The sequence below is a fragment of the Candidatus Omnitrophota bacterium genome (assembly GCA_028715415.1).
GTDB lineage: Bacteria > Omnitrophota > Gorgyraeia > Gygaellales > Profunditerraquicolaceae > JAQURX01.
Window position 1 is genome coordinate 43,228 of the sequence record JAQURX010000010.1, and the last position, 14,447, is coordinate 57,674.

General features: G+C 37.6%; 18 protein-coding genes and 1 tRNA gene. 2 read left to right on the top strand and 17 right to left on the bottom strand.

Features of this window, described 5'->3' with window-relative positions; genetic code table 11:
* Window positions 1-71 precede the first annotated feature (71 nt).
* Together PHO70_05580 and PHO70_05585 are read left to right on the top strand one after the other, a co-directional pair.
* A tRNA-Leu gene (locus tag PHO70_05580) sits at window positions 72-154 on the top strand.
* Entirely contained in the window at window positions 128-844 is a 717-nt protein-coding gene (locus PHO70_05585; protein MDD5432439.1) for an LAGLIDADG family homing endonuclease, read from the top strand. The genes PHO70_05580 and PHO70_05585 overlap by 27 nt, the downstream gene beginning before the upstream one ends.
* A 31-nt stretch (window positions 845-875) precedes the next feature.
* Here PHO70_05585 and PHO70_05590 read toward each other — a convergent pair whose 3' ends face one another.
* The 17 genes from PHO70_05590 to PHO70_05670 form a co-directional block, all read right to left on the bottom strand.
* Complete coding sequence (locus PHO70_05590; protein ID MDD5432440.1) at window positions 876-1,529, bottom strand: arylesterase; 654 nt, start codon at window positions 1,527-1,529, stop codon at window positions 876-878.
* Window positions 1,513-2,544 carry a 23S rRNA (adenine(2503)-C(2))-methyltransferase RlmN gene (gene rlmN, locus PHO70_05595; GenBank protein MDD5432441.1) on the bottom strand — a complete coding sequence of 344 codons (1,032 nt, stop codon included), beginning with the start codon at window positions 2,542-2,544 and terminating at the stop codon, window positions 1,513-1,515. The genes PHO70_05590 and rlmN overlap by 17 nt, the downstream gene beginning before the upstream one ends.
* Before the next feature lie 5 nt (window positions 2,545-2,549).
* Entirely contained in the window at window positions 2,550-4,109 is a 1,560-nt protein-coding gene (locus PHO70_05600) for a class I adenylate-forming enzyme family protein (protein ID MDD5432442.1), read from the bottom strand.
* Between the two features lie 15 nt (window positions 4,110-4,124).
* The gene (locus PHO70_05605; GenBank protein MDD5432443.1) at window positions 4,125-5,621 is read right to left on the bottom strand and encodes an aldehyde dehydrogenase family protein; all 1,497 of its coding nucleotides are present in this window, start codon (window positions 5,619-5,621) and stop codon (window positions 4,125-4,127) included.
* 2 nt (window positions 5,622-5,623) lie between these two features.
* Entirely contained in the window at window positions 5,624-6,625 is a 1,002-nt protein-coding gene (locus PHO70_05610) for a class II aldolase/adducin family protein (protein ID MDD5432444.1), read from the bottom strand.
* Window position 6,626: 1 nt separating this feature from the next.
* Window positions 6,627-7,562: an S-methyl-5-thioribose-1-phosphate isomerase gene (locus PHO70_05615; protein ID MDD5432445.1), complete on the bottom strand. Its 936-nt coding sequence runs from the start codon at window positions 7,560-7,562 to the stop codon at window positions 6,627-6,629.
* Window positions 7,563-7,568: 6 nt separating this feature from the next.
* Window positions 7,569-8,036, bottom strand: coding sequence for a hypothetical protein (locus PHO70_05620; GenBank protein ID MDD5432446.1), 468 nt, complete (start codon window positions 8,034-8,036; stop codon window positions 7,569-7,571).
* A 13-nt stretch (window positions 8,037-8,049) separates the two neighbouring features.
* Window positions 8,050-8,799: a hypothetical protein gene (locus PHO70_05625; GenBank protein MDD5432447.1), complete on the bottom strand. Its 750-nt coding sequence runs from the start codon at window positions 8,797-8,799 to the stop codon at window positions 8,050-8,052.
* A gap of 51 nt (window positions 8,800-8,850) precedes the next feature.
* A complete protein-coding gene (locus tag PHO70_05630) occupies window positions 8,851-9,291 on the bottom strand; it encodes a hypothetical protein (GenBank protein MDD5432448.1) in 441 nt (146 codons plus the stop codon).
* Between the two features lie 6 nt (window positions 9,292-9,297).
* Entirely contained in the window at window positions 9,298-10,206 is a 909-nt protein-coding gene (locus PHO70_05635) for an amidohydrolase family protein (GenBank protein MDD5432449.1), read from the bottom strand.
* Window positions 10,206-10,598, bottom strand: a complete 393-nt coding sequence (locus PHO70_05640) for a hypothetical protein (protein ID MDD5432450.1) — start codon at window positions 10,596-10,598, stop codon at window positions 10,206-10,208. The genes PHO70_05635 and PHO70_05640 overlap by 1 nt, the downstream gene beginning before the upstream one ends.
* Window positions 10,599-10,707: 109 nt before the next feature.
* The gene (locus tag PHO70_05645) at window positions 10,708-11,484 is read right to left on the bottom strand and encodes an SDR family oxidoreductase (GenBank protein ID MDD5432451.1); all 777 of its coding nucleotides are present in this window, start codon (window positions 11,482-11,484) and stop codon (window positions 10,708-10,710) included.
* Window positions 11,477-12,604, bottom strand: coding sequence for an MFS transporter (locus PHO70_05650; protein MDD5432452.1), 1,128 nt, complete (start codon window positions 12,602-12,604; stop codon window positions 11,477-11,479). Before PHO70_05650 ends, PHO70_05645 begins: the two co-directional genes overlap by 8 nt.
* A complete protein-coding gene (locus tag PHO70_05655) occupies window positions 12,601-13,044 on the bottom strand; it encodes an SRPBCC family protein (protein MDD5432453.1) in 444 nt (147 codons plus the stop codon). The genes PHO70_05650 and PHO70_05655 overlap by 4 nt, the downstream gene beginning before the upstream one ends.
* 15 nt (window positions 13,045-13,059) lie before the next feature.
* Entirely contained in the window at window positions 13,060-13,377 is a 318-nt protein-coding gene (locus PHO70_05660; GenBank protein MDD5432454.1) for a cupin domain-containing protein, read from the bottom strand.
* Between the two features lies 1 nt (window position 13,378).
* Window positions 13,379-14,176, bottom strand: a complete 798-nt coding sequence (locus PHO70_05665; GenBank protein ID MDD5432455.1) for a cyclase family protein — start codon at window positions 14,174-14,176, stop codon at window positions 13,379-13,381.
* A 22-nt stretch (window positions 14,177-14,198) separates the two neighbouring features.
* The gene (locus PHO70_05670; protein MDD5432456.1) at window positions 14,199-14,438 is read right to left on the bottom strand and encodes an acyl carrier protein; all 240 of its coding nucleotides are present in this window, start codon (window positions 14,436-14,438) and stop codon (window positions 14,199-14,201) included.
* Window positions 14,439-14,447: the final 9 nt, after the last annotated feature.

Consider the following 14,447-nt stretch of genomic DNA (forward strand, 5'->3'; position numbering starts at 1 on the left):
TGGCACTGAAGCGAGCGTTAAACGGCGCGACAAGCGCCGTAGCGAGCGGGAGTGCCACAAATTATTCTTTCGCCGGAGTGGCGGAATGGCAGACGCAGCAGCCTCAAAAGCTGCCGAGGGCAACCTCATGGGGGTTCAAGTCCCTTCTCCGGCATTTTTTATGAATAAAACTAAGCGCATTCAATGGACGCATGAACTCGCTTACGCTGTTGGCCTCATCACCACTGACGGGAATTTATCCCCAGACAAAAGACATATTCAATTTACAACTACAGACCACCAACTCGCCGAACAGTTCAATAGATGCTTAAACATTAACAGCAAAATCCAATTAACCCCTCCCTCTGGCTTTGGTAAAAAATCTGCATATAGAATTAATTTTAGCAATGTAAAACTATACAGGTGGCTTGAACAAATCGGCTTAAAACCAAGAAAAACACATTCTCTGGGAATAATAAAAACTCCTAAGAAATACTTTCCTGATTTTTTAAGAGGACATTTGGATGGCGATGGTTCAATATTTACCTATAAAGATAAATATATGAACTACAAAAGACGCCGTTATACATACTCGCGCACATATACGGCATTTAATTCTAGTTCTTTTAAACACATCAATTGGATCAGAAATAATTTAAGGAAAGAATTAAATATTAAAGGGGCTTTAAATTCTTGGCTAAAACCGGAAAGAACTGTACCATTGTGGACACTAAGATTTGCTAAAAAAGACTCGTTTAAATTATTACGCTGGCTCTACTATAAACCCAATCTATCATGTTTATCCCGCAAAAGAGAAATTGCTGAACAATTTCTAAAAAGCATTCATAAGAATATTAGAATTTAAAAGCAGGTAGAATAATTACAATCCCGTTTTTTTACGACTTAATATCGGTGGAAGGCTGACGATGGTTCAAATAAGGAGATATTTTCTTCAAAATCCGCTGGGCAATAAGTTTATAACCATTGCCGTTTGGATGCAGAAAATCGCTTTTCATAGAAGGATTGGTAATAATTCCACTCATGATAGAAGGAACAAAAATTGCCCCGTTATCTTTGGCAATTTTAAAATAAGCAGGACGGTATTCTTTCATTAACATCCCGGCGCTTACATCAACAATCGCAACCATAGCGCCTTTCTCTTGAATTCTCTCTACCATCTGCTTTATATTATTTACAGTTAGCTCCGGAGAAACCTTCCTCAAGAAATCATTCCCACCAAACTCAATAATAACTAACAAAGGATTCCTTGATAACACATCCGAATCAAGCCGTTTTAAAGCCTCAGTAGTCGTATCGCCGTCAATCCCAGCGTTAATCACTGAGAAATTGATCATCTTGGAAAGATGCACCGGGTAAGCTTCATCTGAAGTAACGCCATATCCATAGGTGATACTATCTCCAAAACAAATTATGTTTTTCCCGTTCGAACTTACATTCTTGATTTCTTTCTTTTCACAGGCGGATAAACCAAAAACACAATAACCTAATAAAGCTATTACCAAAACTAGAATTTTATTTTTTCTGGACATGTCTTAACCTTAGTTGCCCGCAGGCTGCATCAATATCCTCCCCACGGGATTTCCTTAAAGTAACATTGACTTGCGCATTTTTTAAAAAATCCTGAAAGATCAGAATCTCAGATTTACTTGGCGGCTCTATGCCTAATTCCTTAACAGGATTGGCCGGGATAAGATTAACCTTACAATCTATTCCCTCTAATAGTGTAACCAATTTTTGGGCATTTTGCAAATCAGAATTTAATCCCTTGATTAAAACATACTCAAAAGTTATTTGCCGGTTAGTCTTTGCATTATACTCTCTTACCGCTTTCATCAGGTCTTTAAGCGGGTATTTCTTATTTATCGGCATTAAGCTTGAGCGTATTTTATCATCCGCAGCATGCAAAGAAACAGATAATTCAAACTGGAGATTTTCATCTTGGAGTTTTTTAATCCCCGGGATAAACCCGCTGGTTGAGATTGTAATTCTGCGCGCCCCTATGTTAAGGCTGTAAGAAGCATTGATTATTCTTATTGCTTTTAAGACATTTTCGTAGTTATCTAAAGGCTCCCCTGTGCCCATAAAAACAATATGAGTTAGTTTATTTTCAGAAGAGCTGTCTTTTATGCAAAGGATCTCATCAATAATCTCAGAGACACTTAAATTCCTTTTAAACCCCAATAGGCCGCTTGCGCAAAAACGGCAGCCAAACTTACACCCGACTTGCGATGAAACACAGCCTGTTACCCTGTCGGAAACAGGAATTATGACGCCCTCAACAACACTTTTATCGCTTAGCTCAAAAAGAAGTTTTTTTGTCCCGTCGCTTGATTCCAAACATTGAACCAGGTCCAAAGAGGAAACAGAAAACTCTTTATTTAATTTTTCCCTTAGATCCTGAGAAAGATCGCTCATTTTAAGAAAGTCTCTCAGGCCTCTCTGGTATATCCAACGAAAAACCTGCTTTGCGTGAAAAGCAGGTTTCCCCCATTTCTTAAAAACATCCTCTAATTCTTCTAAATTTAAATCTTTAACATCAGGCATATTGATCAACTAATCTTTTGGCTCTCTTGGCAGCTGCGCTTAAGGCTTTCTTTATCAATCTTTCCAACTCTATTTTTGGGAAGCGTAGACGAAAATTCAAAATAATGCGGAATCTTAAAATGCGCCAAATGCTGTTTTAAAAATGATCGCATCTCATCATCGGCTAGCTCCTCTCCTTCTTTTGGAGTAATAAAAGCCTTTGGGACTTCCCCTCTTAATTTATCCGGAATACCGATTACCGCGGCTTCCTTTACTTTCGGATGGCGCTGGATAACTTCTTCCAACTCTGGAGCAAATACAATTTCCCCTGCAACTTTAATCATCTCTTTGATTCTACCGACGATAGAATACCTTCCGCCCTTATCCCGCTTAACCACATCTCCGGTCTTAAACCAACCGTCAGCAGTCAAAACGCTTTTAGTTAATTCGGGCTCTTTGTAATAACCGGATGTGACAGCTTTTCCTTTTATCCAAAGCTCGCCTTCTAATTCACCCTTTAGCTCATTACCATCAAGATCTACAATTTTAACTTCGGTCCCAGGAGGAAACTTACCGGTATGCTCAATTTCTCTTGTATTTGTACCGGTAGGTAAAAAAGTATTGGGGGCTGCGGTTTCAGTCATCCCCCAGCCATTTAAAAGGTAAGCATTAGGACAGACCTTATGGAACCTCTCAAGTAAAACAGGAGAAGACGGGGCGCCAAAAACAACCGCGTATCTTAAAGAAGAAAGGTCAAATTTATCGTAATCTTTAAGCGATAATACCGCCACATACATTGAAGGAACAATACAAAAAATCGTCAATTTATATTTTTCAATGTTCTTAAGAAAATCTAATGGTTGGAAACGCTCCATTAAAACCAGCGTCGTGCCAAAATAAAGCATAAAAAGCATATAATCAAGCCCGCCGACGTGAGAAAAAGGAACCCCCGCGCAAAGAAAGCTATCTTTTTCGCTTACCTTTAAGAAATATTCTAGAGTTTTAATTGGATTACCGAGATGTCCGTAATTAAGCATTACTCCTTTAGGATGCCCGGTTGAGCCTGAAGTATAAAAAATTGCTGATTCGTCTAGTTCATCTATTTTTTCGTTAACTATGTTTCCTTGCTTATTAAGCAATTCATTCCAAGATAAAAAGGCTTCTTGCGTAGGATTGAAAACTACAATTTTCTGAAGCTTCGGGCATTTAGACTTTAGATTATTAAAATCCAGCCCTCTTCTCTCCTGTGCGATAAGAACCTTGGTATCGCTATGATTAATGAAATTAATAATTTCTTCCTCAGTAAGCATAAAATCTAAAGGAACACATACACCGCGTAAAACAAATACCCCGAGAAAGCTATAGATATACTCCGGGATATTTGGAAGAAAAATTGCTATCTTTTCGCCCTTTAAAACACCAAGCGAAGATAAGCCCTTTGCAACCTGCAAAGAAAAATCATTTAGCTGCTTATAAGTGATAACCACACCTTCGGATGAAACTTCCTGAGTATGGGATTTAAAGATAATTGCCGGTTTGTTCGGAAATAACTTTACATCTTTTTCAAGAGCTTGTGCAAAATTCATAATCCCTCCCGATACCTAAAAACCGTACCAATAATTAATTAAAGGTTTCTCACCTTGAGCTTTATCTTGAATTACATTTTTAATCCGGGTGTATTCTAAAAAGCCTTCTTTTCCTAATTCTTTCCCAAAGCCACTCTGCTTAAACCCGCCATAAGGAACTTCATTAAAAAACATCCCGTAAGTATTAACCCAGATTGTTCCTGCATTTATTTTACCGGCTAATTCGCTTGCTTTTATTTCATCTTTTGCCCAGATACAACCTGCAAGTGCAAAATTAGAAGCGTTAGCAAGCTCTACCGCCTCGGAAATGCTTGAGAATTTGCTTATGCAGGCAACCGGCCCAAAAACTTCTTCCTTAAAGATTTGCATCTGAGGCGAAACTTCAGTAATTACAGTAGGTTCAAAGAAAAATCCTGCTTTCAAAGCTTCATCCTGCGGGATTTTGCCGCCACAAAGCACCTTTGCGCCTTCTTGCTTTGCTTTCTCCACAAAACCAATTACTTTATTTCTCTGTGACTCAGAAATTAAAGGCCCCATTTGAGTTTCAAAATCACTGCCAACCTCAAGCTTTATTCGTTTCGCTTTTTCAACAAAATCATTTATGAATTTATCGTATATGCTATCCTGAACAAAAATTCGCGACATCGCAGTACACATCTGGCCTTGATTTAAAAATATAGAACACAACGACCCATTAACCGCTAATTCAATATCGGCGTCGGACAAAACTATGCTTGCTGACTTTCCGCCTAATTCCATTATTGCTTTTTTTACATTTACCGAAGAATATTCTGCAATCTGCCTGCCAACCTCATTACTTCCGGTAAAAGAAATCATATCAACACGCTTATCAGAACAAAGTAGTTTTCCTAATTTCTCTCCGCTCCCATTTATAATGTTTACAACTCCTTTGGGAAAGCTAGCTGCATGAATAATTTTAGCTAAATATAGCGCTGTTAATGGAGTCAGGCTTGAAGGCTTTAGGATAACGGTGTTTCCCGCGGCAAGTGCCTGGGCTAATTTCCATGAAGCAATTAATAAAGGATAATTCCACGGTACAATAAGGACTACTACACCAACAGGTTCCCGGGTAAGCCGGCTGTCGGATTTTGAAATCTGAGTATTAATTGAAATTTTTTCCTCACTGAGGAATTTTCCAAAATTATTAGCAAAATAATTAAAAGTTTCTGCTGCTGACGGGATATCCATAAAAGTAGATTCTTTTATTGGCTTTCCATTATTTAGAGTTTCAAGTTGAGCAAATTCTGCAGCATTATCAAGAATGCCTTGTGAAATCTTTAAAATATAGTTTTTGCGTTCTTCCAAAGAAATCTTCGGCCAAGTCCCTTTATCAAAAGCCTCTCTTGCGCCTGCTAAAGCCAATTCAACATCCTGTTCAGAAGCAACCGGAACTTCAGCAATGATTTCTTGTGAAGCAGGATTAATTATTTTTTGCTTTGCCTGCGAATCTTTAAACTCACCGTTAATATAAAGAAGGTATTTTTCTTGCATAATTATTTAAACCTAACCATAGTAAATAATTTAAACAACCTGCTAAAAGGAACATACCATTTGGAAAGTTGCCCCAATTGCCCGGATAATTTCATTTTGCCCTGAGTTACTGCGACGAATGAATCGAGTTTGCCTAAAAAAACCTGCTCCCAAATATCTTTTGGAGCGCTGATAATAAAAGGGGCATCGGCATCGCTATCTAATCTGATAATCCTGCCTTTTTCAAAATTAAATTTATAAACAGCATCTGTTCCATCAAGCTTTATAGCAAGCTTTACAGTTAAATCAAGCTCCTTGCCTTTTGTTGCAATGAATTCATCCTTATTAACCAAATCTACAATTGCCTGGATATGTTCTCTGGAAAACATTGGATACGCAGTTTCATGTTTAGTTAAATTATCCTTTAAAGCATTATCCAAATCATCAAGCACATCTTTTTTAAATAACCTTGCTACAGCGGCAACCCTGATTGCTTCTTCTAAAGCCTCAGTCAAGCTAAGCGCATCTTCAAATTTTTCCCCAATAGCAATTGAGCCGTGATTCTTAAGCACGACGAGATTATTTGTCTTTAAGGCTTCAATTACCGGCTGAGGATTTGTTACAGTGGGAGTCTCCTGTGGAATTACCGGGACATCTCCTAAATAAAATTTGGTTTCAAAAGTTAAGGCTTTAAGCGATGAACAGACCGCAAAATAACCATTAATTATAGGTGGATGCGCATGGATTACAACTTTTGCAGAAGAATTTTTATAAACTAAGCTGTGTAAAGGAAGTTCTGAACTAGGCTTAATACCCCCCTCAACTGTTCCGGAATTTAGATCAACCTTAACTATATCAGCATCTTTCAACTGGCCTAAAGAAGTCCCAGTTGCAGTAATTAAAATTGATTCGTTATCAATGCGGCAGCTTAAGTTTCCCGATTTTGCTACAGTCAAACCGACTTCATAAAGCCTCTTTCCAACCTTGATTATCTGCTCCTTTAAAACCTTTTCATTATCAGACATTTTATACCTCTAAATAAATGTGCTCTGCGATTAATTCATTTGGCGTTATATCAAAAGCCGGATAATATGCCTTTGCGTTTTTTGGAGCAAGGCAAAGCCCCTGAAATTCCAATAATTCTTTATCAGGCCTTATTTCAATCTTAATGTCATTTCCTGTTTTTGCGTGGGATGGCGGCGGGCACAACACATAAAAAGGAATATTAAAGTGTTTGGCAAGTAAAGCAATTTGAAAGGTCCCGATTTTATTAGCGATGTCACCGTTTTGGGCTAAATTATCCGCGCCGACTAATACTTTACTGATTTTTCCCTCAAACATTACCTGCGCAACCATATTATCTGTAATGATTGTTACAGGAAATTTTGCTTTCTGCAGCTCCCATGCTGTTAAACGCGAACCCTGAAGATACGGCCTGGTTTCAGTAACAAAAAAACTTACTTTTTTATTTTCCGCCCTGCAATATTCTCCGATTAGAGGAAGCAGCCCGCTGACATTGCAATGCGTAAGGATTACATCACCGTCATTTAGCAGTTTGCTTGCTTTCTCCGCCTGAAGTATGCGTTTATTTTTCAGGCCTTCTAAAAAACCTAAGATGCATTTCTCTAACGGCATGTTTTTTTCAGCCCAACCTAACACCATGTCAGTTAAGAATTTAAATGACAGTGTCGGACGGGTAGCATTAATCGCCTCTGCAATTTTCTTTAAATCTGGCATTAAATCTTTCTTACCCTTACTCTTGTTGATCTCAAGCAAAAAGATGTAAAAAACCAGGATTACCTGCCCAACAGCACGCGTTTTCATCTCTTTTATTGCCCTACATGCCTGCTTGTAAGTTGTTGCCTTGATATATTTAACTTTATGAGGCAGCAAAGTTTCATCAAGAATATAAATTGCATTGTCTTTGAAACGGATCGGCCAGAAAAGTTCTGAGAATTCCATAATTAATTATTCACCTTTCGGTTGGGTTGCTTGTAGCTTCTCTTTTTCATTCTTACGGATATCCTGATAATATTTTATCTGCTCGGGGAACCTTAAATCGTCCTTGTTTAAATATCTGAAAAAGCAGATTAGAATGATATTAGACATATCCTCATTTTCATAAATCCCTAAGCCGTTAAAATATTTCTTTAATGGAGAATTATCAGGTTCAATCCATTTTCTGATCATCCATTGGCCAATTCCAAGGTGGAATTTAGCGAGAATTTGGTCATCTGCGGTCTTCCTGATATCAGACATTTCTTCATCAGAAAGATTTTTCTTTAAAGCATCAAAACATTCATCGATACTTCTTGGGATTTTTGACTGCTTTTTTACAGATGCAACTGACTCTTCTTGGCCGTTTTTCCCTTCCGCTGCAAAGCTTAAACTATAAATTGCTAAAGCAACGACGAAGATAGAAAATTTTCTCAGCATACCTCTCCTCCGATTATTTTCCTTCTAATTTCTTAACTGTTTCAAGAGCAATTGTAATCAAGTTCGACTCTGCCATGTAATACATCGGATTCATAAATCCCATTTCACCGGTAATAACATTATCGCTTACTGCCAAAATTGACCCGGCCTTTACTTTGTAAGTCTGGGCGATAGTTAAAAGCGTTGAAGAAACCATATCTACTGCCATAGCTCCTTCTTTACGTTTTGCTTCAACTATTTCTCTTGTTTCGCGTAAAAGCGCATCAGTTGTCCATGCTGTGCCGCGGTGTACATTTAATCCCATGCCTTTTGCGATTTCAAACATGGTATCGGAAATCTTCTTATCCGCAACTGTCTTAAAATCTTTATCAACATAATAAGGCGTTACCCCGTCGCCGCGGATAACTTTATCAACAATAAATAAATCTCCAACCTTAATATTCTCATCAAGCGCACCGCAAGTTCCAATACGGATAATATTCTGAATTCCGGCATTACACATAACTTCTGAAGTAATTGATGTATCAGTTGAGAACCTTCCTCCGTTAATTCCGGTGATTTTAATCCCTTGATACATGCCGGTATACATTGTGTATTCCATAAAAGAGAAATTCTTTACCGGATTCTCAATTTTCTTCATTAAGACTTCTAACCTATCCTTTGGCCCGGGAACAATTGCATATTTCCCCACATCCTGTGGACGAAGCTGCACCATTTGTGTTAAATCCTTGCCTGTCATGTGAATCTCTTTTTGCATTTGCATTTCTTTCTCCCTTTTTGATTGTTAATAAATCTATATTTTGTTTAAATATAATTACTTTTTAGCTTCGTATGGTTCAAAATGTAAATATTCTGATTCTAAAGGTGCTAACTTCGGTTCACCTACTCCAAATATTTCATATAAACCTTGGGAGTTCTCTGGAGGCACTGTCGGATTCTTACACCAACCAACAGTAAATTTTAATATTTTAACTTGATTATTTCCACCTTTAATCCATTCTCTAACCACAAAGGTAAAAGTTGCAAAATCTTTGTTTAATGGATCTGTTTTAAAATTATGTTCTATATTCTCAATTGTCCCCACTGCTATCCAATCAGAAACTTGCAGGCATTTTTCTTCAGAATATTTACCAGAAACATTCCCTCCGTAAATAGGAAGGTTTTTCTCACAAACCACCCCTTTATATTCGCAATCTTTGGTGGCAAAAGCATAAACTGGCAATAAGAATAGAACTACGAGTAGGTATTTTTTCATTTATTATTATCTAAACATTCCTTCTAAATTTCCACCCAAGATATCAGCTTTGTCTTCCTCGCTAATATCTAAATTCTTTACCGCAGCAATACCTGCGGAGAAATCTTTTTTTGCCGGCCAGTCGCTGCCCCACAATAAATGCTTAGGCCCTAGTAAATCAAGCGCCAATAAAAAATTAGTTTTAACTTTATCACCGCTTGTATCTACATAAATATTCTTTAAAAAGTCAGTAGGATTTCCTTTTAGATCCTTTACAAAATTTATCCCGCGCAGCATTTGATAAGTTGTGTCAAACCTGTGCTGTAAAAATGGGATTGCTCCTCCAAAATGCGCAAAAATGAATTTTACCTTGGGAAAATCGCGCAATATATCAGACATTAAAAGCTTGCCAATACACATCGTAGTATCAAAAACATATTCGATTACCGGAGTAAGCAAAGGATCGTTAACCCTTTCAAATCCAATAGGATTAACTATCTGGGAATGCACAAAAATCGGCAGATTCTGCTCCTGGGCCTGCCTATATATAGGTAAGAACATAGGGTCATCCAGATACATCCCATTGTAGCTTGAAGCAAGAGAAATTGCCCTAAACCCAAGCTCTCCGGTAACCCTGGTTAATTCATCCTGAAGATTCTTGGCACTATCAACCGGTAATACAGCAGCACCAATAAACTTATCAGGGTAACGCTTTAAAATCTTAGCTACATTATCATTAAAGAGCCGAGCTACAAGAGAAATACTTCCTAGCTTTAAATGTGCATCAGAAGTCGGATAACTTAACACCGCTTTATCAATCCCAGCTTCCCCCATCAACTTAACTTGAGACTCGATATCCCCCCAAGCTTTAGAGAAAAAATGGGCGTTCGTTATTATCTCATCCGGCAACCAATGTGAGTGCGCGTCAATTATCATTAATGCTCCGTACTCTTTAAAATTCTTTCTGTCATTTCAATTTCATAGAGAAACTTTATTTCCGCTAAAACTTTTTTCCCGAATTCTTTTACAATTACGCTTTCAATTGCCTTTAACTTTAAAACCAGAAAATAATACTCTGGCCTAAGCCTGGCCCCATCAAATTTTAAATTATTTCCCTCAACCAGTTTATTCTGGATATAAACTTTAAACTCATCAATATATTTCTGAGCAAGCTTTGGCTTATCCAGCTTATTTAAATCTTTTAAGATAATCTTATCAATTTCAACCTGCGTAAACTTGCGTTCAATTTTATCAAGCGCTTCTTTTGTTGTTTTGTAGAACCACACTAAGTAGCGTTTCTTTAAGTTTTTCGTATCGAGCTTGTCCACAGTTGCCTCCTGCTTTATTGTGCCATTCCTGCGCAAATTGTCATCCCTGCGAAAGCAGGGATCCACTACATCGTGTAGATTCCCGCTTTCGCGGGAATGACAGCCTTTTTCATTTATTCGGATGTTCCTGCTTAAACGGAATTACCGGAGCTGTCCAGGGAGTCTGCTGATTGATAATCGCAATCTCCAAAGGGCAAACATTCGCGGGAACAGTTAAAGCAAATTTTACTGCATTTTCAATTGCTTCGGTAGACATAAGCCTTGAGGCATCCCCGGTAATTTCTTTTAATTTACCGGTTAAATCAGTGTCTGTTACCCCCGGCAATAAAGATGTAACCTTAATCCCATGATCACGCACCTCCCAGAATAAACCTTTTAGGAAAGCACGCAGCCCAACTTTTAATGAACTATAGACGATAAAATTTCTTGGCAAAGGATCGCAAAGTGTTGAACCTGAAACCATATTAATAATTGCGCCTGACTTAGCCTTAATCATATCATTAATGACTAAGCGAATTAACCGCACATATCCTAAATAATTAGTGTGCGCTAATCTTTCAAAATCTTCTATCGGTTGATCCTGAAAAGGATATTGGCTGGATACACCTGCGTTATTGATCAAAATATCGATTTTGCCAAATTTCTCTTTAGTTTTATTTACTAAATTATCCAAATCCTCTAACTTTGTGACATCACAGGCGATTGGCAATACCTCAACATTATATTTCTTTGCAATCTCATCTGCAGTTTCTTTTAACGGTTCAATTTGGCGCGCGGCAATAGCAACATTTACGCCTAAACTCGCTACTGTTGAAGCTAATGCCTTGCCAATCCCGCGGCTAGCTCCTGTTACAATCGCTACCTTACCTTTTAAATTATCACTCATTACTCCTCCCTGGTTTAATCGGTGAAACAAAAAGCAATATTATTAATCCCAAACAAAAAATAATAAAACCAAAAGTAAAACTTTTTTGTAAAATTATGCCGCTTAATGCAGCTCCTAAGCCACCGGATACAAAACGCACGCTGCTATTTAAACTTGCCGCCTCATTTATAGAATCCCGCGGCAGGTCAGTAAGCATAGTTGATAGGCCTGCGTGGTTAAAAGTCCAGCCCAAACCCCAGATAACCATAATTATAGCAAAGACAAAAAGCGGAAGATGGAAAATCAAAAGAAAAATACTTAAAATCATTAAAATAATTCCTAAATCCACTGTCTTTACTCTGCCAAGCTTATCTGCAAGGTCTCCTCCGATAACCTCACCAAAAACTCCGCTTAAGCTTGTCAAAGTAATGAGCATACTGATTAAGAATTGCCCAAAACAAAACTTGGTTGAGAAATAAACCCCTAACCACTGCTGAACCCCATGGTAAATTAAGCTGATAAAGAAGATATAAGTAAAAATTGCGAATATCTTTTTATCTCTTAAAACATCAAGGTAATTTACCTTAAATTTAGTTAGATCACTTTTAAAACTAGGCAAATAAAAAAACATTACAATGCTCAAAATAAATCCAATTATCGCAGGAAGTATAAAGATAAGTCGCCAATAAATTATTCCGCTTAAAAATAACCCGGCAAGCGAAGCGACAAAGGTTGCGCCAAAAAATATTCCTACAAATTTTCCGCGTTTATCCGGCTCCATGTGCTTTGCTATTAAAACAAGCCCGAGGGGGATAACGGAAGCGCCGAAAAAACCCATTAAGAATCTTGCTAAGAAAAGAGTTTTAATATTTGCAGCAAAACCTGCTAAAAGATTAGCAACAGAGAAGAAAAAGATGGAAATCAACTCTACTTTTCTTGCATCTACCGCCCTGATTAATGGCCCGTATAAAAGTGCAGCTAAGCCATAAGGCAGCATATACATCCAGATAATCTTACCAGCTATAAACTGAGAAAGAACAAATTCATGGGCAATTGAAGGCACTATAGCTGCGCTTGCAGCGACATTAAACGAAAGAACAGCACCTTCTAAACAAAGGATGATAAAAGTAAATTTCTTCACTTACTACTAGCTTCTCGCTCAATTACCTTTTTAAATATCTCTAAGTTTTCTTTGGAATGCTTATTAATAAACCCTTCCACCTGCTCGTCGTTAAACTTAGCTTTATCATCCATCTCAAAGTGTTGAATCCAAGTCAACTCTATCCCCTGAGGTTTCGGCGTATAAAGCCAGATAATCTTCATGTATTTAAAAGGGAATTTCGGCTCATGCCTTTCGGCATAGGCAAAATACTTATCTTTAAAAAGCAGCCTCCAGGATACCCAGGATTTATCTTCATCATCAGTTAAACGGAAGGTAATTTTGTTATCTTTCTTCTCAACTACCTCTGCCTTTTTATATTCTCCGCCGAATAGCTCAGTCCAGCGCGGGATATCATTAGAAATATCAAAAATTAATTCATAAGGTGCGTTAATAATTATGGAATTACAAGTATGCCCCATTTTATTTCTCCTTTTTTACTCTTTCCCGAATAAGCTTAATAAAATTGCCAAGTCTTTCTTTGCGCTTAATGAATGAGGCGCATTTTTTGGCATAAAAATAAAAACCCCCGGCTTCATTTTAATCTTCTTTCCATTTAAAACAAAAATCCCTTCTCCTTTTAACACGGTAACTGCTGCTTCGCGGGTAGATGTATGCTCGGAGATATCGCTTCCTTTTGCTAAACACATCAAAGTATAATTAGAAGTGGGAGTCTTGACCAAAACTTTGCTGAAAATCCCTTCTTTGGGGAATTCCATCATTTTTTCTAACTCTTTGAATATAGAATTTATCATTTTATATAATTGCTACAACTCTTGACCAGGCAGCTCCTGTATTTTTAATCTTTACCGGGAAACAAATGATTTTAAATCCGGAGGAAGGCAGCTTTTCTAAATTTGCTAACCTTTCAATATGGATAAATTCTCTCTTGCGGCCGTAAAAATGCGCTGGATACAAATACTTGATGTCTTTCTTCTCTAAGAATTCCTTAAGCATAAATCTATAAGGCCTATCTATCCCCATTGTATCTACCCCGAAGATTTTAATACCTCTATCTAAGAGATAATCAATCGCAGAAATATCAACCCCGGGATAGTCTGAGAAATATTTCGGCCCACCATATAACTTATCCGCCCCCGTATGCAGAATTACAATATCCAATGGCTTTAATTTATAATTTACCTTTGCAAGGCCTGCTTCAATATCAGAAGCAGCAATAGTTTCGTTTGGTTTTTTATGAGTTAAATCAAGTTTTACCCCATCTTGATAACAATATTCAAGGGGGATTTCTTCTGCAGTTTTTGCTGGGCGATTCTCTGAACGAGAACCGTAATGAAATGAATAATCAAGGTGAGTGCCGATATGAACCGGAGAATGCACAACTTCTAAAGAAAGAAACTCTTCATCCGGAAGGTCTTCTTTTTTTAAGATGCGTTTCCCTAAAGCATATTTAATCTTGCCTAAAAGAGTCTTGCCCATGATAACGCGGTTAAACTTCTCTACACCTGCCGAGTGAGTTACGCGTTCAATAGCTACTTTGTGTACTTCAAAAGCTTTATCGTCTATAGGAAGGCTTAAGTCAATTATTTGCATAGAGAATACCCCTACAAAAAGATTACGCCTTGATCAGTTTAGACTCAACCACTTTCACAATATCATTTATAGTTGAAGATTTTGTGATTTCCTTAGGGCTTAATTTTGTACTGAATTCTTTTTCAAGCGCAATAACCGTTTCTACCATTTCCGTTGAGTCAACGCCAATACTCTCTAATAAACTTAAATCATCTCTTAATTCTTCTGGCCTTACTTTTAAGAGTTTTACAAGGCAGTCTTTAATTTTTTGTTTTGTATCCATTATCATCTC

Bases quoted from the DNA above. Each gene is read 5' to 3' on its own strand.
- PHO70_05585 (MDD5432439.1), top strand. From the start codon at position 128: ATGGGGGTTCAAGTCCCTTCTCCGGCATTTTTTATGAATAAAACTAAG.
- PHO70_05590 (MDD5432440.1), bottom strand. From the start codon at position 1,529: ATGTCCAGAAAAAATAAAATTCTAGTTTTGGTAATAGCTTTATTAGGT.
- rlmN (MDD5432441.1), bottom strand. From the start codon at position 2,544: ATGCCTGATGTTAAAGATTTAAATTTAGAAGAATTAGAGGATGTTTTT.
- PHO70_05600 (MDD5432442.1), bottom strand. From the start codon at position 4,109: ATGAATTTTGCACAAGCTCTTGAAAAAGATGTAAAGTTATTTCCGAAC.
- PHO70_05605 (MDD5432443.1), bottom strand. From the start codon at position 5,621: ATGCAAGAAAAATACCTTCTTTATATTAACGGTGAGTTTAAAGATTCG.
- PHO70_05610 (MDD5432444.1), bottom strand. From the start codon at position 6,625: ATGTCTGATAATGAAAAGGTTTTAAAGGAGCAGATAATCAAGGTTGGA.
- PHO70_05615 (MDD5432445.1), bottom strand. From the start codon at position 7,562: ATGGAATTCTCAGAACTTTTCTGGCCGATCCGTTTCAAAGACAATGCA.
- PHO70_05620 (MDD5432446.1), bottom strand. From the start codon at position 8,036: ATGCTGAGAAAATTTTCTATCTTCGTCGTTGCTTTAGCAATTTATAGT.
- PHO70_05625 (MDD5432447.1), bottom strand. From the start codon at position 8,799: ATGCAAATGCAAAAAGAGATTCACATGACAGGCAAGGATTTAACACAA.
- PHO70_05630 (MDD5432448.1), bottom strand. From the start codon at position 9,291: ATGAAAAAATACCTACTCGTAGTTCTATTCTTATTGCCAGTTTATGCT.
- PHO70_05635 (MDD5432449.1), bottom strand. From the start codon at position 10,206: ATGATAATTGACGCGCACTCACATTGGTTGCCGGATGAGATAATAACG.
- PHO70_05645 (MDD5432451.1), bottom strand. From the start codon at position 11,484: ATGAGTGATAATTTAAAAGGTAAGGTAGCGATTGTAACAGGAGCTAGC.
- PHO70_05655 (MDD5432453.1), bottom strand. From the start codon at position 13,044: ATGGGGCATACTTGTAATTCCATAATTATTAACGCACCTTATGAATTA.
- PHO70_05660 (MDD5432454.1), bottom strand. From the start codon at position 13,377: ATGATAAATTCTATATTCAAAGAGTTAGAAAAAATGATGGAATTCCCC.
- PHO70_05665 (MDD5432455.1), bottom strand. From the start codon at position 14,176: ATGCAAATAATTGACTTAAGCCTTCCTATAGACGATAAAGCTTTTGAA.
- PHO70_05670 (MDD5432456.1), bottom strand. From the start codon at position 14,438: ATGGATACAAAACAAAAAATTAAAGACTGCCTTGTAAAACTCTTAAAA.